Annotated in this window: 16 protein-coding genes; 9 read left to right on the top strand and 7 right to left on the bottom strand. The window is 65.9% G+C overall.

Annotated elements, in window-relative coordinates:
* The 3 genes from V7E26_RS23075 to V7E26_RS23065 all read left to right on the top strand — a co-directional run.
* Nucleotides 1–5387, top strand: a 5387-nt coding sequence (locus V7E26_RS23075) for a HAMP domain-containing protein (protein WP_324420590.1), incomplete at its 5' end; no start/stop codon positions are given.
* A 16-nt stretch (nucleotides 5388–5403) separates the two neighbouring features.
* Nucleotides 5404–6900: an HWE histidine kinase domain-containing protein gene (locus V7E26_RS23070; RefSeq protein ID WP_324420588.1), complete on the top strand. Its 1497-nt coding sequence runs from the start codon at nucleotides 5404–5406 to the stop codon at nucleotides 6898–6900.
* Nucleotides 6901–7011: 111 nt separating this feature from the next.
* Entirely contained in the window at nucleotides 7012–8007 is a 996-nt protein-coding gene (locus V7E26_RS23065) for a P1 family peptidase (RefSeq protein ID WP_324420586.1), read from the top strand.
* A 35-nt stretch (nucleotides 8008–8042) separates the two neighbouring features.
* On the opposite strand, the gene V7E26_RS23060 is transcribed toward V7E26_RS23065, so the two are convergent.
* Nucleotides 8043–8795, bottom strand: a complete 753-nt coding sequence (locus V7E26_RS23060) for an EF-hand domain-containing protein (protein ID WP_324420584.1) — start codon at nucleotides 8793–8795, stop codon at nucleotides 8043–8045.
* Nucleotides 8796–9051: 256 nt separating this feature from the next.
* Here V7E26_RS23060 and rpe point away from each other — a divergent pair, with 256 nt between their 5' ends.
* Both rpe and V7E26_RS23050 read left to right on the top strand, forming a co-directional pair.
* The gene (gene rpe / locus V7E26_RS23055) at nucleotides 9052–9753 is read left to right on the top strand and encodes a ribulose-phosphate 3-epimerase (protein WP_324420582.1); all 702 of its coding nucleotides are present in this window, start codon (nucleotides 9052–9054) and stop codon (nucleotides 9751–9753) included.
* A 116-nt stretch (nucleotides 9754–9869) separates the two neighbouring features.
* Nucleotides 9870–10223, top strand: a complete 354-nt coding sequence (locus V7E26_RS23050; protein ID WP_324420580.1) for a hypothetical protein — start codon at nucleotides 9870–9872, stop codon at nucleotides 10221–10223.
* Between the two features lie 23 nt (nucleotides 10224–10246).
* On the opposite strand, the gene V7E26_RS23045 is transcribed toward V7E26_RS23050, so the two are convergent.
* The 3 genes from V7E26_RS23045 to V7E26_RS23035 form a co-directional block, all read right to left on the bottom strand.
* A complete protein-coding gene (locus V7E26_RS23045) occupies nucleotides 10247–11671 on the bottom strand; it encodes a bifunctional serine/threonine-protein kinase/universal stress protein (RefSeq protein WP_324420577.1) in 1425 nt (474 codons plus the stop codon).
* 4 nt (nucleotides 11672–11675) lie between these two features.
* Entirely contained in the window at nucleotides 11676–12416 is a 741-nt protein-coding gene (locus tag V7E26_RS23040; protein WP_324420575.1) for a metallophosphoesterase family protein, read from the bottom strand.
* Nucleotides 12417–12527: 111 nt separating this feature from the next.
* Complete coding sequence (locus tag V7E26_RS23035; protein WP_324420573.1) at nucleotides 12528–13124, bottom strand: TetR family transcriptional regulator; 597 nt, start codon at nucleotides 13122–13124, stop codon at nucleotides 12528–12530.
* A gap of 50 nt (nucleotides 13125–13174) precedes the next feature.
* Between V7E26_RS23035 and V7E26_RS23030 the strand changes: the two genes are divergently transcribed.
* Entirely contained in the window at nucleotides 13175–13429 is a 255-nt protein-coding gene (locus tag V7E26_RS23030; RefSeq protein WP_324420571.1) for a hypothetical protein, read from the top strand.
* A 38-nt stretch (nucleotides 13430–13467) separates the two neighbouring features.
* Here V7E26_RS23030 and V7E26_RS23025 read toward each other — a convergent pair whose 3' ends face one another.
* Genes V7E26_RS23025 through V7E26_RS23015 form a run of 3 tightly spaced genes read right to left on the bottom strand, consistent with a single transcriptional unit; the run spans nucleotide 13468 to nucleotide 15488 of the window.
* A complete protein-coding gene (locus V7E26_RS23025; RefSeq protein ID WP_324420569.1) occupies nucleotides 13468–14076 on the bottom strand; it encodes a hypothetical protein in 609 nt (202 codons plus the stop codon).
* Complete coding sequence (locus tag V7E26_RS23020) at nucleotides 14069–14743, bottom strand: hypothetical protein (protein ID WP_324420567.1); 675 nt, start codon at nucleotides 14741–14743, stop codon at nucleotides 14069–14071. Before V7E26_RS23020 ends, V7E26_RS23025 begins: the two co-directional genes overlap by 8 nt.
* Nucleotides 14733–15488 (bottom strand): MotA/TolQ/ExbB proton channel family protein, encoded by a 756-nt coding sequence (locus V7E26_RS23015; RefSeq protein WP_324420565.1) that lies wholly within the window; start codon nucleotides 15486–15488, stop codon nucleotides 14733–14735. Before V7E26_RS23015 ends, V7E26_RS23020 begins: the two co-directional genes overlap by 11 nt.
* Before the next feature lie 209 nt (nucleotides 15489–15697).
* Between V7E26_RS23015 and V7E26_RS23010 the strand changes: the two genes are divergently transcribed.
* From V7E26_RS23010 to purB, 3 genes are all read left to right on the top strand, one after another.
* On the top strand, nucleotides 15698–17068 hold the full coding sequence (locus V7E26_RS23010; protein ID WP_324420563.1) for a sensor histidine kinase: 1371 nt from the start codon (nucleotides 15698–15700) through the stop codon (nucleotides 17066–17068).
* Nucleotides 17068–17751, top strand: a complete 684-nt coding sequence (locus V7E26_RS23005) for a response regulator transcription factor (RefSeq protein ID WP_324420561.1) — start codon at nucleotides 17068–17070, stop codon at nucleotides 17749–17751. The genes V7E26_RS23010 and V7E26_RS23005 overlap by 1 nt, the downstream gene beginning before the upstream one ends.
* 92 nt (nucleotides 17752–17843) lie before the next feature.
* Nucleotides 17844–18666: adenylosuccinate lyase (gene purB, locus V7E26_RS23000; protein WP_324420559.1), on the top strand; the 823-nt coding region annotated here is incomplete at its 3' end.

Below are 18666 nucleotides of genomic sequence, written 5' to 3'. Positions count from 1 at the left end.
CGATGTGCGGCAACCTCACCGCCCAGGTCCGCAACATCGCCAACGTCACCACCGCGGTCGCCCGCGGCGACCTCTCGCGCAAGATCACGGTCGACGTGCGCGGCGAAATCCTGGAGCTGAAGGACACCATCAACACGATGGTCGACCAGCTCAACTCGTTCGCATCGGAAGTGACCCGCGTCGCGCGCGAGGTCGGCACCGAAGGCAAGCTCGGCGGCCAGGCCCAGGTGCCCGGCGTCGCCGGCACCTGGAAGGACCTCACCGACAACGTCAACTTCATGGCCTCCAACCTCACGGCGCAGGTCCGCAACATCGCCGACGTCGCCACCGCGATCGCGGGCGGCGACCTCTCCAAGAAGATCACCGTGAACGTATCGGGTGAAATCCTTCAGTTGAAGGAAACCCTCAACACGATGGTCGACCAGCTCAACGCCTTCGCCGGCGAGGTGACGCGCGTGGCGCGCGAAGTCGGCACCGAGGGACGGCTCGGCGGCCAGGCCAATGTGCTCGGCGTCGCCGGCACCTGGAAGGACCTCACCGAAAGCGTCAACTCGATGGCGTCGAACCTCACCGCTCAGGTCCGCAACATCGCCGAGGTGACGACCGCGGTCGCCAATGGCGACCTTTCGAAGAAGATCACGGTCGACGTGCGCGGCGAAATTCTGGAGCTGAAGGACACCATCAACACGATGGTCGACCAGCTCAACGCCTTCGCCGGCGAAGTGACGCGCGTGGCCCGCGAGGTCGGCACCGAAGGCAAGCTCGGCGGCCAGGCCAACGTGCGCGGCGTCGCCGGCACCTGGAAGGACCTCACCGACAACGTCAACTCCATGGCCGGCAACCTCACCGCCCAGGTCCGCAACATCGCCGAAGTCGCGACCGCGGTGGCCAAGGGCGACCTGTCAAAGAAGATCACCGTCAACGTTTCAGGCGAAATCCTTCAGCTCAAGGAAACGCTGAACACGATGGTCGACCAGCTCAACGCCTTCGCCGGCGAAGTGACGCGCGTGGCGCGCGAGGTCGGCACCGACGGCAAGCTCGGCGGCCAGGCCGAGGTACCCGGCGTCGCCGGCACCTGGAAGGATCTGACCGACTCCGTGAACTCGATGGCCGGCAACCTCACCGCTCAGGTGCGCAACATCGCCGAGGTCGCGACCGCGATCGCCGGCGGCGACCTGTCGCGCAAGATCACGGTCGACGTCCGCGGCGAGATCCTGCAGCTCAAGGAAACGCTGAACACGATGGTCGACCAGCTCAACCGCTTCGCGGGCGAAGTGACCCGCGTGGCGCGCGAGGTCGGCACCGAAGGGCGGCTGGGCGGCCAGGCCAACGTGCCCGGCGTCGCCGGCACCTGGAAGGACCTCACCGACAACGTCAACTCGATGGCCGGCAACCTGACCGGCCAGGTCCGCAACATCGCCGAAGTCACCACCGCCGTGGCGAAGGGCGACCTGTCCAAGAAGATCACGGTCGACGTCAAGGGCGAAATCCTCGAGCTGAAGAACACCGTCAACACGATGGTGGACCAGCTCAACGCCTTCGCCTCCGAAGTGACGCGCGTGGCGCGCGAGGTCGGCACCGAAGGCAAGCTCGGCGGTCAGGCTCAGGTGCCCGGCGTCGCCGGCACCTGGAAGGATCTGACCGACAACGTCAACTTCATGGCCTCGAACCTGACGGCGCAGGTCCGCAACATCGCCGAGGTCGCGACCGCGATCGCGGGCGGCGACCTGTCGAAGAAGATCACGGTCGACGTTCGCGGCGAGATCCTGCTGCTGAAGGACACCCTCAACACGATGGTCGAGCAGCTCCGCTCGTTCGCCGCCGAGGTGACGCGCGTCGCGCGCGAGGTCGGCACCGAGGGCCGGCTCGGCGGCCAGGCCGTGGTGCCCGGCGTCGGCGGGACCTGGAAGGACCTCACCGACAACGTCAACCTGCTGGCGGCCAACCTCACCACGCAGGTCCGCAACATCGCCGAGGTCACCACCGCCGTGGCGCGCGGTGACCTGTCGCGCAAGATCACTGTCGACGTGAAGGGCGAAATCCTCGAGCTGAAGAACACCATCAACACGATGGTCGACCAGCTCAACGCCTTCGCCGGCGAAGTGACGCGCGTGGCGCGCGAAGTCGGTACCGAGGGCAAGCTCGGCGGCCAGGCCGAAGTCCCCGGCGTCGCCGGCACCTGGAAGGACCTGACCGACACCGTCAACTTCATGGCGGCCAATTTGACCGAGCAGGTCCGCGGCATCGTCAAGGTCGTGACCGCGGTCGCCAACGGCGACCTGAAGCAGAACCTGACGGTGAAATCGAAGGGCGAGGTCGCCGCCCTCGCCGACACCATCAACAACATGACCGAGACGCTCGCGACCTTCGCCGATCAGGTGACCAGCGTGGCCCGCGAGGTCGGCGTCGAGGGACGGCTTGGCGGCCAGGCCAACGTGCCCGGCGCCGCCGGCACCTGGAAGGACCTCACCGGCAACGTCAACCTGCTCGCCGCCAATTTGACCTCGCAGGTGCGCTCGATCGCCGAAGTCGCCACCGCCGTGACCAAGGGCGACCTGACCCGCTCGATCCAGGTCGACGCCCGCGGCGAAGTCGCCGAACTCAAGGACAACATCAACACGATGATCGGCAACCTTCGTCTGACGACGCAGGTCAATACCGAGCAGGACTGGCTGAAGACCAACCTCGCCCGGTTCACCAACATGCTGCAGGGCCAGCGCGACCTCACCACCGTCGGCCGCCTGCTGCTGACCGAACTGGCGCCGCTGATCAACGCGCATATGGGCGTGATCTACCAGGTCGAGAATTCAGACAATGCGCAATTGCGCCTGCTCTCGTCCTACGCCGGCAACGCCGCCAATCCGCATCCGCAGGTCGTGCAATTCGGCGAAGGGCTGGTCGGACAGTGCGCCACGGACAAGCGTCATCGGCTGGTCGCAGATATTCCCGACAATACAGCGCCGATCAATTCGGCGATGCTCCGCGTGATCCCGAGGAACATCGTCGTGCTGCCGGTGCTGTTCGAGAACCAGGTGAAGGCCGTGATCGAGCTCTCCTCGATCTCTTCGTTCACGACGTCGCAGATGACCTTCCTCGAACAATTGACCGACAGCATCGGCATCGTGCTCAACTCGATCGAGGCCACGATGCAGACCGAGGGCCTCCTGAAGCAGTCGCAGCAGCTTGCCGGCGAATTGCAGACCCAGCAGAAGGAGCTGCAGCAGACCAACGATCAGCTCGAACAGAAGGCGCAGCAGCTCGCCGAGCGCAACGTCGAGGTCGAGGCAAAGAACCAGGAAATCGAGCAGGCGCGGCGCGCGCTCGAGGAAAAGGCGACGGAACTGGCGCTGACCTCGAAGTACAAGTCGGAATTCCTCGCCAACATGTCGCACGAGCTGCGCACGCCGCTGAACAGCATCCTGATCCTCGGCCAGCAGCTCACCGAAAATCCGGACGGCAATCTGTCGGCGAAACAGGTCGAGTTCGCCCGCACCATCCACGGCGCCGGCACCGACCTGCTCAACCTGATCAGCGACATCCTCGACCTCTCGAAGATCGAATCCGGCACCGTCACCGTCGATGCCGAGGAGATCCTGACGTCGAACCTGCTGGAGACCGTCGGACGGCCGTTCAGGCATGAAGCCGACGACCGCCACCTCGCGTTCAACATCAGCGTCGACGAGAGCCTGCCGCGCAGCATGGTGACCGACTCCAAACGCCTGCAGCAGGTCCTGAAGAACCTGCTGTCGAACGCGTTCAAGTTCACCGCGGAAGGCGGCGTAAGCCTGAGCGTATCGGCCGCGGTCGGCGGCTGGGGCGCCGAACACCCGATCCTCAACCACGCGCCGGCCGTCGTCGCCTTCGAGGTGACCGACACCGGCATCGGCATTCCCACGGAGAAGCAGAAGCTGATCTTCGAAGCGTTCCAGCAGGCGGATGCCGGCACCAGCCGCAAATATGGCGGCACCGGGCTCGGCCTTGCCATCAGCCGCGAACTCGCCAGCCTGCTCGGCGGCGAAATCCACCTGCGCAGCGCGCCCGGCAAGGGCAGCAGCTTCGTGCTCTATCTGCCGCTGAAATATTCCGGCCCGACCGTTGCACCGCGCATCCCGGCCGCCTCGCCGTTCACGCCCGCGCCGGCGATCCAGGTCGCGGCAAGCCAGGAACGCGCGATCGAGCAATTGCCGGACGATCGGCTCGACCTCGCCCCGGGCGACACCATCCTGCTGATCGTCGAGGACGATCCGCATTACGCGCGGGTCCTGATCGATCTGGCGCGCGACAAGGGCTTCAAGGTGCTGGTGGCGAGCCGCGGCACCGAAGCGCTCGAACTCGCAAAGCAGTTCCAGCCGGCCGCAGTGTCGCTCGACGTGTTCCTGCCCGACATGCTCGGCTGGACGGTGCTGAGCCAGCTCAAGCACAATCCGCTGACGCGGCACATTCCGGTGCAGATCATCACGCTCGACGAAGACCGTCAGCACGCGCTGGCGCGCGGCGCGTTCTCCTTCGTCAATAAGCCGACCACGACCGAGGGCGTCAGCGCGGCGCTGTCGCAGATCAAGGAATACGCCAAGCCACGCCGCAAGCGCCTTCTGATCGTGGAGGACGATGCCGCCGAGCAGATGAGCATCACCGAACTGCTGGGACACGACGACATCGAGATCGTCACCGCCGACACCGGCGCCGATGCGCTGACGACGCTGCGGAACCAGCCATGCGACTGCGTCGTTCTGGACCTGCGGCTGCCCGACATGAGCGGCTTCGAGGTGCTCGATCGCCTGCGCAACGACGAAACGCTGACGAACGTGCCGGTCGTGGTGTTCACGGGACGGGAACTCTCGGCCGAGGAGGACGCGGAACTTCACACCATGGCGCGGAGCATCGTGGTGAAAGGCGTCGAATCGCCGGAACGCCTGCTCGACGAAACGTCGCTGTTTTTACACCGTGTGATCACGGAATTGCCGGTCGAGAAGCAGAGGATGCTCGAAAAGCTCAACAGTTCCGATGAGGACCTTGTTGGCAAGACCGCGCTTCTCGTCGACGACGATGCGCGCAACATCTTCGCGCTGTCGAGCGTTCTCGAACGGCGCGGTATGAAGGTGCTGACCGCGACGACGGGCCACGAGGCCGTCGCGCTGGTCGAATCGACCCCGAATATCGCAATCGTCCTGATGGATATCATGATGCCGCAGATGGACGGATATCAGACCATTGGCGTCATCAGGCAGGACCCGTCCTTCAGCCGCCTGCCGATCATTGCGCTGACCGCCAAGGCGATGAAGGGCGACCGCGAGAAATGTCTCGAAGCCGGCGCATCGGACTATCTCGCCAAACCGGTCAACACCGAGCAGTTGCTGCTCGCGATCCGAATGTGGTTACACCGCTGATGTGCGGAAGCAGATGATGGACCAAGAGAAAGTAAACATCCTTCTGGTTGACGATCAGCCGGCGAAGCTGCTCGCCTATGAAGTCATCCTGAAGGAACTCGGCGAGAATCTGGTCAAGGCCTCGTCGGGACGCGAAGCGCTCGAGTTCCTGCTCAAGAACGACGTCGCCATCATCCTGGTCGATGTCTGCATGCCTGAGCTTGATGGCTTCGAGCTCGCCGCGATGATCCGCGAACATCCCCGCTTCCAGAAGACGGCGATGATCTTCATCTCCGCTATCCAGGTCAGCGACCTCGACCGGTTGCGCGGCTACGAGATGGGCGCGGTCGACTATGTTCCGGTACCCGTCGTGCCCGAGGTGCTGCGCGCCAAGATCAAGGTGTTCGCCGAGCTCTACCGCAAGACGCGCCAGCTCGAACGCCTCAACCTCGAACTCGAGGATCGCGTTCGCGCCCGCACCGCCGAGCTCGAGGAATCGCACGCCCGCCTGCTGGAAAGCGAGCAGCGCCGCAGCCTTGCGATCGCCGCCGGCAAGATGGGCTCCTGGGACTGGGACTGGGTCAACGGCGACTTCATGTGGGATGAGGGCCAGTACCAGATCCTCGGCCTCGACCCCGGCAAGTTCGAACTGACGCCCGCCAATATCCAGGCGCTGTTTCACCCCGACGACGTTCAGGAACTGCACGATGCGTGGGCGAGCTTCGCCCGCGGCGCGAAATCATACGAAACCGAATTCCGCATCATCCGCCCCAACGGCGAGATGCGCTGGTGCGCCGGCACGGCGGCCGCGAGCACCGACAGGGGCGGCCGCGTCATCCGCGTCAGCGGCGTCACCGTCGACATCACCGAGCGCAAGCAGGCCGAGGAGCGGCAAAACCTGCTGGCGCGCGAGGTCGATCACCGCGCCAAGAACGCACTCGCGCTGGCGCAGTCCATCGTCCGGCTGACGCGCGGCGATAACGTCAAGACCTATATCCGTTCGGTCGAGGGGCGGATCAACGCGCTGGCGCGCGTGCACACCGTGCTGTCGCTGTCGAGCTGGCAAGGCGCCGAGATCCGCAAGCTGATCGACGAGGAGCTCGCGCCCTATTCCACCGGCGAGCAGATCGAACTTTCCGGCCCGGAGGTAAGGCTCGAGCCCGCGACGGCGCAGACCATCGCGCTGGCCCTGCATGAGCTCGTCACCAATTCGGCGAAGTACGGCGCGCTGTCGACGCTGTCGGGCCGGCTCGCGGTGAGCTGGGAGGATCAGGAAGACCTGCTCCGGATTACATGGGTGGAAAGCGGCGGACCGCCGGTCGAGAAGCCGATATCGCGCGGTTTCGGAACCAGAAGCGTGATCGCCAGCATCGAATCGCAACTCGGCGGGCAGGCCGAATTCGACTGGCGTCCCGAAGGCCTCGTCTGCCGCCTGTCGGTGCCGCTGTCGCAACGGCGGTTCGCCGCCAATCCGGTGTCGCGCCGCGATGTTGCCGCCGTGGACGGCAACGGTCTGCGGCGCGCGGAGCGATAGTCTCAAGACCGTACATTTCAGGCCACACCGGCATCGCGACCGCGCTTGCCAGTTGAAGCGCCGGCGGCGGCTGATATATCCGTTGATGGAACGCGCAGTCACGGACCGGCCTTGAAAAACCTGCTCACCGATATATCCGGCGTCCACGTCGGCCACGCTCACGACGCGGCGCTCGCCTCCGGCGTTACCGCGATCCTTTTCGATCCCCCCGCAGTCGCGTCGCTTGACGTTCGCGGTGGCGGCCCCGGCACCCGCGAGGACGCCCTGCTCAAGCCCGAAAGCACGGTCGAGGCCATCGACGGCCTTGCGCTGTCAGGCGGGTCAGCGCACGGGCTCGATGCCGGGGGCGGCGTGCAGGCCTGGCTTGCCGAACAGGGCCGCGGCTTTCGCGTCCGCGATGCGGTGATCCCGATCGTGCCGGGGGCGATCTGCTTTGACCTGCTCAACGGCGGCAACAAGGCATGGGGTCGTTTTCCGCCCTATCGCGATCTCGGTTATGCCGCAGCGAGCGCTGCGGCTGCGGATTTCGCGCTCGGCAGCGTCGGCGCCGGCTTCGGCGCGACCACGGCCAATTTCAAGGGCGGCCTTGGCTCCGCGTCCGCGCAAACCGGGAGCGGGTTGATGGTCGGAGCGCTGGCCGTGGTCAATGCGGTCGGCAGCGCGACGGTCGGCGACGGGCCGTGGTTCTGGGCGGCGCCGTTCGAACAGGGCAACGAGTTTGGCGGGCGCGGCCTGCCGCCCTCGTTCACGCCTGACATGCTCAGGGCGCGCCTCAAGGGGGGCGCGGACGCAACGCCGGTCGAGAACACCACGCTGGTGGTCGTCGTCACGGACGCGGTGCTGACGAAGGCGCAGGCCAAGCGGCTCGCGATGATCGCGCAAACCGGGATGGCCCGCGCCATCTACCCCGTGCATGCGCCGACCGATGGCGACGTGGTCTACGCCGCCGCCACCGGCAGGAAGCCGATCGATCCGCGGTTCGGCCTCACCGAACTCGGCATGGTCGCCGCCAATGTGGTCGCCCGCGCCATCGCGCGCGGCGTTCACAGTGCGACCGCGCTACCCTTTCTGGGTGCGCTACCGGCGTGGGGCGATCGCTTCGATTAGGTCGCAATCCGAAGCGGTCTCGCCGGGTCTCGCAATCACGCGCTCATCGAAACCGACGCCGTGGCCGCGGACGAAATCGCGTTGGCCTGGCGCTGGATCATCTGCTCGATGAAATTGTAGGACGACGTCGCGGCGCTGGACGAACCGCCTGAAGCAGCCGATGTCATCGTCACCTTCGAGCCGTCCGCATAGGTCAGCGATGTCGTCACCGAACCATCGCTGTTGGTAACGGATGTGGTGGTCGCGCCCTGCAGGGCCTGCGAGAATGGATCGGAATTTGATCCGTCGTTATTGCCGGAAGCGTCGCTCGCCTGGTGATGGTGATGGCCCTTCCCCTTCAGCGCCGATGCCAGCTCCTTGAGGGTGACCGAGCCATCGCCGTCCTTGTCGAGCTTGCCGAACACGCTGTCGGCGTTCGCAAGGTTGGTGCCGCCGGCGCCAAGCGCCTGCTCGAATTCCTCCTTGCTGATCTTGCCGTCGCCGTCGCCATCGATCTGTCCGAACAGATCCTTCAGTGCGGAGTGCCGGCTCTTGGAAGCGGCGTCCGCTCCGCCCGAGGACTGGCTTTGCGCGTCGAGCAGCGCGCTCATGGTTTCCGGTGAGATCTGCGCGCCGCCGCTGCCCGAGCCAATTCCCGCGCCGGCCGAAGTCGACGCGTTGGACGATAGAAGGGCGAACGGATTTTGGGCAGTCTGGCCGGCGCCGCTGGTTTGCGAAGACGACTTCGACGATGTCAGCGCCTTGAGGGCATCGATCGCCGACGACGCGGCGCCCAGAGCAAATAACATGGCGGAACTCCAACACTGCCGCAGGAAGCGCGGCGAACAATCCCGTGCACATTGCTCAGCAAGCGCCGTGCCACACAGAAAAACCCAATGAAATCGGGCTTTCGCACTTTTCGTCCGGGCGCAGAGCCCGGCAATAGCTGCCGCTCACGGCAGATTTTTCCGCCCACAGGCGAGCGCGGCCGGCACATTGCCCCCGGCCCTCCTGCATGTTACGCGGGGCCATTCCGCCCCCTCGAAGAGCTATGGGAAGGCACCGATGTCCCAGCCGTTTGCGTCGCGTCCCCTCGTCATTGCGCCGTCGATCCTGGCGGCGGATTTTGCCAAGCTCGGCGAGGAAGTCCGCGCCGTGGACGCCGCCGGCGCCGACTGGATCCATCTCGACGTGATGGACGGGCATTTCGTGCCGAACATTTCCTATGGCCCCGATGTCATCAAGGCGATGCGCCCGCATACGAAGAAGATCTTCGACGCGCACCTGATGATCTCGCCCTGCGATCCCTATCTCGAGGCGTTCGCAAAGGCCGGCTGCGATCATATCACCGTCCACGCCGAGGCCGGCCCGCATCTGCATCGCTCGCTGCAGGCGATCCGCGCGCTCGGCAAGAAGGCCGGCGTCTCGCTCAACCCGGGCACGCCGGTGAGCGCGATCGAGTACGTCATCGACCTGATCGACCTCGTGCTGGTGATGTCGGTCAATCCCGGCTTCGGCGGCCAGGCCTTCATCAAGTCCGCGCTCGGCAAGGTCAGCGACATCAGGGCGATGACGGCGGGACGTCCGATCGATATCGAGGTCGACGGCGGCGTCGCGCCCGACGTCGCGGGCCAGCTCGCCGCCGCCGGCGCCAATGCACTGGTCGCCGGCTCCGCGGTGTTCAAGGGCGGCACCATGGAATCCTACAAGGCGAACATTTCGGCGATTCGCGGCGCGGCGGCGTTGGCGCGCGGCGAAGCGATCTAATTCCAGGCCACAGACGGGCCGCGGAACCCTGAAAGTCCACGCTCCGGCCACAAAGCGTCACCCATCTCGCCATAAAGGCAGGCCAGCATCCGGCCTTTCACGGATGGGACACCGATATGATCAAGGCCTTCGCCACCGCTGCATTGCTCCTGGCCCTCGCGCCCTCGGCCGCGCTCGCGCAGCGCGCCGGTGATGCTGCGCTCGGCGCGGTGGCCGGCGCCGTCGTGCTGGGCCCGGTCGGGGCCGTTGCCGGCGCATTCGTCGGCTATACCGCCGGACCTTCGATTTCGCGCTCATGGGGAATCGACGGTTCGCGCTCGTCCCGAAACCGAAGGCAATCGTCGAAGGACAGCGTGCGCGGCGCGCGGGCGGAGGCCGTCGGCCCAGCCGAACGGAGCGCCCGCGTCGCCAGCTCTCCCGCGCCAAACCCGCCGCGCTCAAAGGCGCCGCCCGTCCAAACCCTCGAGTGAGTACACGCACCGCCTGAACCGGCCTAGCCACCTTCCTGCAGCGGCACCGCCGCCGATCGCGGCGGCCGCACCACCGTCACCGAGCAGGCGGCTTCGGCGGCGACCTTGCCGGCAACGCTGCCGAGCAGCGTCCGCATCATTGAATTCTGCCGCGCGCCGATCACGATATGATCGACGTTATTGACCCGGGTGAATTCCAGGATTGCGGTGGCGGGATCGATCGCCTGAAGCACATGGACCGTGAACCGGCCTTCGTCGAGTTCCAGCGGCTGCGCCCAGTGCCGCAGCGCCACCATGCGGTCGATATGCTTGTTGTTGCCCTCCTCGTCGAGCGTCCGGTCGATGGTGATGCGCCCGAGCTTGAGCACGTTCAGGCAGGCGAGCCGCGCCAAGGGCAAGGTCGAGAGCAGTTGCGCGGCGGCACGGCGCAGGCATTCGTCGAGCGCGGTCGACCCCTCCTCGGTGTCGATCGCGACCACGACGGTCGGCCCCGACGCCAGTTGCGCCGAGACGTCGGATTTCGCTCTCGGGACGGTCGCACCCTGGTTGAAGCGGCGGCGCCATACCGTGCTGAGCGGGTCGCGCTGCAAGCGCTCCGACCGCGCCGTCAGCTTGACCTGGTCGGGATGGGCGAGTTCGAACGCCAGTTGCGACGCCGTGGGATGCCGCCACACCGGCTCGATCTCCAGGCAGTGCAGCACGATTTCCTGCAGCCATGGCGGATAATCGGGACGGAGCTTGCGCGGCGGATAGGGATCGCGCCAAAGCCTGCGCCGCATGCCGCGCAGCGTTTCGCTCTCGCCGAACGGGCGCACGCCGGTGGTGAAGAAATACAAGAGCACGCCGAGCGAAAACAGGTCGCTGCGCGGATCGTCGCGCACGCCGAGCAGCCGCTCCGGCGCCATGTAGGGCGCGGTGCCGTAGGGCAGCCGGAATTCTTCCTGCAACAGGTCCGGCAACTGGTTGTGGTGCGACAGGCCGAAATCGATCAGCACGCATTCGCCTGACGGGCGGAACATGATGCTGCTCGGCTTGATGTCGTGGTGGATGACGTTCTGGCGATGCAGGTCGGCCAGCGCGGTCGCGATCTTGCCGCCCAGCAGCCGCGCCTCTTCGTACGGGATCGGCAGCTCATCGATCCGGCTATACAGCGTCTTGCCGGGAATCCGCTCCAGCACGACATAGGCCTGCCGGCCGAAATCGCCGGTGCCGAAACAGCCCGGCACGTGCGCGCCCGCCAGCCGCGGCAGGATCATCTGCTCCATCTCGAACGAGACGATGGCCGCCGGATCCTCGCCCTCGGCAACCCGCGGCACCTTCATCAACAGCGGCACGGGGATGCCGGGATGCGTCACCGTCCACAGCGTCGCCATGCCGCCCTGGTGGACGCAGTCGCCGATCGTGAAGCCGTCGAGCTCCGTACCCGGCGCGATTTCAGGCTTGCCCATCGCCTCACCTCCCGATCAGCAGACGATCGGCCAGCCAATGCGGCAGGCCGTTGGCGAGGATCCGCTTCGCAGCCGCCTCCACGTCATAGGGCACGCGGCAATAGGTGATCTCGCGCGAAACAGTGTCGAGCATCACGAAGGACGCCGCCGGATTGCCGTCGCGCGGCTGGCCGACCGAGCCGAGAACGGCGAGCCAGCGCCGGCCGCCAAGCAGTTGCACCGGCACGTCGGCCGTCGGAATGAAGCTCGTCATCTTCGCCGTCGAGGACATCGAATAGAGCGCGGGACGATGGATGTGCCCGCAGAAGGTGACGTGGGCGTCGGTGGCCTCCAGGCTGCGCGCGGCATCCGTCGTCCCGCGCACATAGTGCCACCGCGCCGGATGCGAGGCTTCGGAATGGACGTAGAGGCGATCGTCCTCGCGCTGCGTCAGCGGCAGTCCGGCGAGAAAACGCCGCTGCACCACGCTCAGCCGGCCGCGCGTCCACTCGATCGCGATCTGGGCTTCGGCATTCATGGTTTCCGACGGCGTGCCGATCGCATGATCGTGGTTGCCGATGACAGCGACCGCGCCGTCGTCGACGAGATCAATCACGGTATCGACCGCCCATTCCGGATCGGCACCGTAACCGACGATATCACCGAGACAGATCAGCCGCTCCGCACCGCGGGCGCGCGCAAAACCGAGGCAGGCGGCAAAGGCCTGCCGGTTGGCATGGATGTCGGCAAAGATGGCCAGCCGCAATGCGTCGTCTCCCTACCCATCATCGCGCCCGTGCCTGCGCGCGCGTTGATGGATATCAAACAACAGTCGGCTTGCGGGTTGCAATCAGACGGAGGAACAGCGCAGGTAATCTCAGCAGCCGCGCTGCGCTTCCAGGCCCCTGAGCACGAGCGACAGCAGCGCATCGATGCGGGCCGGGGCGCCCGGCTCCTTCCATTCATCGGCATGGGCCGGATGGTGGAAGCGGCTGGTGGCGTCGAAGATGGCGCGTGCCGTCACCTTGACGTCGGCGACTTCAAAAGTGCCCTGCTTGACGCCGTCTGCGAGGATCAGCGCGATCTGATCGACCAGGCAGTCCTTGTGGCAGCTCACGGCCTTGCAGGCCTCGCGGGCCAGCGTCAGGTAGGTCGCAAACATTTCGGGGTCGTCGCCGAGCCGCTCGTGCTTGATCGAAAACATCGTGCGCAGCCATTTGTCGAGCCGCGCCGGCGCCGGGCCGGAAGCTTCCGCGATCTTCAACAGCGGCGCGCTGAGGCGGTCGAGCCAGCGCTTGGCGACCGCCTCGCGCAGCGAGGCTTTGCTGGGGAAATGGCGGTAGACGCTGCCGTGGCTGACATCGAGCGCACGCGCGACATCGACCACGGTGGCCTTGGCCAAGCCGTAGCGACGCAAAACGTCCTCGGTTACCTCCAGAATCCGCTCGGGAGTGAGAACCACGACTTCGTTCATGCGCACACCTTCGATGCGATCGGACGGGTGGTCATCCTATCCCCCTTGTAATGCCCCTGATCGGGTTAATGTTTCGCCGGCTCAAACCGCTCGGCCTGGGCCGCCAGGTGACGGGCGACGCTCTGGTCGAGCCAGCGCTGAATTTGGGTAGCCAGATGAATAAGTTGGGCAGCCATAACGATAGTCCTTTGCAAGTCCCCGGCTCCAAACCTGATGAACCGGGTGACGCCCGAATACCGGCGTCGGCAATGGATATAGCATGTCCCGCTGACAGATTTCAATATCTGTCAGTCAATAATCCGTGATTGACAGGCTCGCTGCGGCGCTTGGCGGCCGAGAACGCTCATTGCTCGTCCTTAGGTGGCATCCGCGGCGGTAGCAGCGGCGTAAAGGCCACCCCGTCGCCCTCCTGAGGCGCCGCGACCAATCCTCCGCCGGTCGAGGGATCGCCGCCCGAGGTGTCGAGAATAACCCCGGGCCTGATGTATTCCCGGGCGGCCTGAAGCAGGCTGCCCCCGCCATCGCCAAAATCGGCGGCGCGGCCGCCTTGGGGCCGGCCGGCGGCGAGCTCGCCGGCCGCCTTGTCGGATTTCTGCGCGAGGCGCTCGGTATAGGCCAGGCGGTAGGCCCGCGGCACGCCGCTCGGCCTGTTATCGTCATCGAGCATCTCGACCCAGAGATAGATCGAGCCCCGATCGCCCTCCAGCGTATGCGGCTCGACGATGCGGACCTGCAGCAGCTTGAAGCTGGCGGGCAGCCGGTCGATGGTCGCCCAGCCGAGCAGGCCGCGCGCGCCGATGAAGCTCGCGATGTAGAATGCGCTGGTCACGACCACCGCGACGGCCTTGGCCTGCCACGGCAGCCGCGCATAGACCAGCACGACCAGCAGCAGCGCGCCGATCAGCGCGTAGCTGATGGAGAGCGTGAGGACGACGGATTGCAGGCTACTCACGGCGCGGCATCCTGACGCCGGTTTTCGGATCGAGGTCGGCGCCATTGGAGCGGACGTTACGGAACGTCTCCATCAGCGATTTGTGCCGCTGCTGAACGTCGACCACCTTGCCTTCGGCATCGAGCCAGAAGCGCAGCGCGGTCTTCTCGTGGCCGGTGTGGTCGACCGTCAGCTTGTTGTCGAAGATCACCTGCGCGGTCGGATTGAGCTTCTGGACCTTCACGCTCGCCTCGACGGGCTGGCCGGTGGTGGCCTGGAAGTGCGAGACGTTGACGGTGTACTCGCCCGGCACGATGCCGCGCACGGTGACGATCTCCTCCCGGATCGGCGACGGAATCTTCTTGCCGTTGACGATGATGAAATCGTTGGCGCCGCCGCGGTCGTCGCGGTCGAGCGTGAGGAAGCCGGCCTCGCGGCGTCGGTACCAGGCGATGTTGCCAGCGGGATCCTGCACGAACAGGTCGAGGTCGTCGGGGTGATTGTCAGGCCAGTCCATGGTGATGATGAACTCAGCCTTGGAATCGATCTTGCCGTCCTTGGCATCCGGCGAGACCGCGAGCAGCGCCAGGAAGAACAGGAACGCGATCACCTGCAGCGCCTTGAACAGCATCACGCCGAGCGGATCGAACGGCTCCTCGCGCGGATAGAGGCCGAAATCATCCATCATGACGGCGTTCCAGCGCCGGCGTGACGTGCGTCTCGGTCAGCGTCACGGCATCGGAAAACACCCGCTGGGTCGCGGCATCCAGCATGTAGTACTGGATCCTGACGAGGATCGAGCCGATCAGGCCGGCCAGCGTCGTGTACATCGCCACCGCCATGCCGTCGCTCATCAGGCCCATGGAGGATTTCATCGCGACCTTATCGGCGGCATCAAGGGTTGCGATCGGCGCCAGCATGATGATGAAGCCGATGATGGTGCCGAGCAGGCCGAGCTTCATTAACGTATCCGAGACGAACGCGCCAAAGCCGTTGGAGCCGCGCAGGCGATCGGCGAGCGAGCGCAACAGCAGCGACTGGTCGATCCGCCCCTCGCCCTGCGCTTCCGCCTTCTGCACGAGATTGCGGATGTGATCCGGCACCAGCCCGGCCGGCAGCGCACGCGCATCATCAAGGCTCCTCGCCCCGCCGGGCGCAGCCAGGATGGCGCGGCAGCGCCGCGTGATCTCGCCTTCGCGCGCGATCGCGCGGCTCCGCCAGAAGCAATGGGCGCAGGTGACGACGTAAAGGACGGCGATCACGCTCGAAATATAGGTGCGGTCGGAAACCACCATCAGATGCAGCAGGCCGTAGCGCCAGAGCACGACGCAGGCGAACACCGAAAGCCCGGTGAAGACCATCCACAGCAGGAGAACGCTGCGCTCCGATGAATCCGGGGACGAAACGGTTTCGGCGGTCGCCGTGGCACTCATGCTGCGCAATTCCCTTGACGGCCGTCGCCCGCACGGCGCGGAGCGGCGAACGGATCCTTTGGCCTTGTTAGATCAGCCGCAGCAGTGCCGTCCAAAGAGATATGCCCGGGATTTGCTGGGAAAATTTCCCAAGCCGACCATCGGCCCGCTTGCATTTGGCACCGGTCGGCGGTGCTGTTAGGCTCGTCGACACCCTGCGGAGTGATCGCATGCGCCTCGTGCTTCAACTCGTCGCCCGCCTCTTCGTCATCGTCATCCTATGCCTGGGAGCCGCCACCGTCTGGGCAACGGTCGACGCCTATCGCAGCGTCGATCGCGCCAGTGCCGCTTCCGCCGAGCGCGTCTCGGTCGCGCTGGAAGCGCTGTACTGGCGTGAAATATTGCTGCGCAGCAGCAGGATGCGCGAGCAGCTTCTGCCAACTGCGGAATGGCGTACCATTCAAACCATGGGCCTGATCTCGCCGGGCATCTGTATCAGGGTCGAGCCCGCCGGCGCGTTCGAGCAACCGCTCTGCGGCCAGAGCAAAGGCATCGGCCAGACCCCGCCGCGCTGGTTCGCGGCCACCGTGGAGACCGTGCTTGGAACCCACGCCCCGGCTGTCCGGCCGATCAGCACCCGCGCCGACACGGCCGGCAGTGTCTCGGCCATGCCAGATCCGCATGCCGCGATCGCGCTGGCCTGGCAGCACGTCCTCGACAACATCCACCTCGCTTTGCTGATGGCGGTTGCGATCGCCCTCCTCGCTTCGCTGGCAATTGCGCATACGCTGGCACCCGCACGGCAGATCGTTACCGCGCTGCAGCGCATGGCGCGCGGCGAGTACCGGACCGCGCTGCCGCGCTTCCGCTCGATGGAACTCGCCATGATCGGGCAAGCCGTCGGCGACCTCGGCGACCGCCTCGCGCTGGCCACGGAAGAACGCGCCGCGCTGACCCGGCGTCTGCTGGAAATCCGCAGCGACGAACGACGCGCGCTGGCTCGCGAACTGCACGACGAGTTCGGCCAGAACCTGACCGCGATCCTCGCCTTTGCCAACACGATCGAGGCCGCCAGCGCACAGGAGAACGGCAAGAACGAGGTCGCGAAGGACGCGCGGATGATCTCGCAAGCCACCCACCGCATCATGGCCTGCCTCCGGGACACGCTGAAGCGCCTGCGCCATCCGCCCGCCGAGGAACTCGGGCTGGAGGCCTGCCTCGTCGATCTCGTCGACGTCTGGCGCTCGCGGAATGCGACGCAGCCGATGATCCAGCTCGATCTCAAGGGCGATCTCGCAGATGTCCGCGGCGCGGTCGCAGCGGCCGCCTACCGGGTGGCACAGGAATGCCTGACCAATTCGCTGCGGCACAGTTCGGCGCGCGAGATCGTGCTCCGGATCGAACGGACCAGCGGCGCTGAAAACGCGCTGCTGGTCCATGTCGAGGACGATGGCGGCGGTAATGCCGCCAAGGTGGCGGCGTCCCCCGGCTTCGGCCTGACCGGGATTCGCGAAAGGATCACCGCACTCGGCGGCTCGCTGTCGATCGCGGACGCCAATCGCGGGGTGCGCGTCGCCGCCACGATCCCGCTTGCGGCCTGATGACCGCGCCGGATACCCAAAGCGCTTCGACACAAGGCGCTTCGACACAAGGCATCTCGATCCTGCTCGTCGACGACCATCCCGTGGTCCGGCAGGGCTATCGGCGCGTCCTTGAACATCAGGACGATTTCCATGTGGTGGCCGAGGCCGACAACGCGGCCGACGCCTACCGCGCCTTCAAGGCGCACGCTCCCGATGTCGTGGTGATGGACATCCTGATGCCGGGCGCCAGCGGGCTCGAGGCATGCAGGAACATCCGCTCGCGCAGTTCCACCACGCGCATTCTCGTCTTCTCGATGCACAGCGAGGCCGCGCAGGTGAAGGCCGCCTTCAATGCCGGTGCGAACGGCTATGTCACCAAGGGCTCCGCCCCCGCCGAGTTGGTCCGGGCAATCCGTGCGATCGTCCGTGGCGAGCAGGCGATCAGCGACGACATCGCCCGCATTCTGGCGCTGGAAAGCCTGTCCCCGTCACGCTCGCTGCTCGATCAGCTTGGCGAGCGGGAAATCGAGATCTTGAGGCAACTCGCAGCCGGCGCGACCACGGAACAGATCGCCGCGAACCTCAACCTCAGCATGAAGACGGTTCAGAACTACCACTATCTGATCAAGACCAAGACCGGCATGCGCACCGACGCCCAGCTTGTCCGCCTGGCCGTGGAGTGCGGGCTGGCCAGCCTGTAGTGGCCTCATCAGGCACGATTTGCTAAAATACGTCGTAAAAAACAACTCGGCCGGGGATAGCTTCGCGCGCCCCTGCTGGTCCGGAGTTTTCGATGATCCCCCGCTACACCCGCCCGGAAATGGCTGCCATCTGGGAGCCGCAGACCCGTTTCAAGATCTGGTTCGAGATCGAAGCGCATGCGGCTGATGCGCTGGCGGAATTGGGCGTGATCCCGAAGGAGGCGGCGAAGACGATCTGGGCCAAGGCCAGGGATGCCACCTTCGACGTGGCGCGGATCGACGAGATCGAGCGCGAGACCAGGCACGACGTCATCGCCTTCCTGACCCACCTGGCCGAAATCGTCGGCCCCGAGGCGCGCTTCGTCCACCGGGGCATGACCTCCTCCGACGTGCTCGACACCTGCCTCAACGTGCAGCTCACCCGCGCCGCCGATCTGCTGATGACAGATATCGACAAGGTTCTGGCCGCGCTGAAGAAGCGCGCCTTCGAGCACAAGATGACGCCGACCATCGGCCGCTCGCACGGAATCCATGCCGAGCCCGTCACGTTCGGGCTCAAGCTCGCCTACGCCTATGCGGAATTTTCCCGCGCCCGCGATCGGCTGATCGCCGCGCGCAAGGAAGTCGCGACTTGCGCGATCTCCGGCGCCGTCGGCACCTTCGCCCAGATCGACCCGCGCGTCGAAGAACATGTCGCGAAAGCGATGGGGCTGGTGCCCGAGCCGGTCTCGACACAGGTCATCCCACGCGACCGCCATGCGATGTATTTCGCAACGCTCGGCGTGATCGCCTCCTCCGTCGAGCGTCTCGCCATCGAGATCCGCCATCTGCAGCGCACCGAGGTGCTGGAGGCGGAAGAGTTCTTCTCCGAGGGCCAGAAGGGCTCGTCGGCGATGCCGCACAAGCGCAACCCCG

Origin of the sequence: Bradyrhizobium sp. (assembly GCF_036735945.1) — a bacterium.
GTDB lineage: Bacteria > Pseudomonadota > Alphaproteobacteria > Rhizobiales > Xanthobacteraceae > Bradyrhizobium.
The sequence above is the reverse complement of the archived record's forward strand: the minus strand, read 5'-3'. Positions and strand labels throughout refer to the sequence as shown.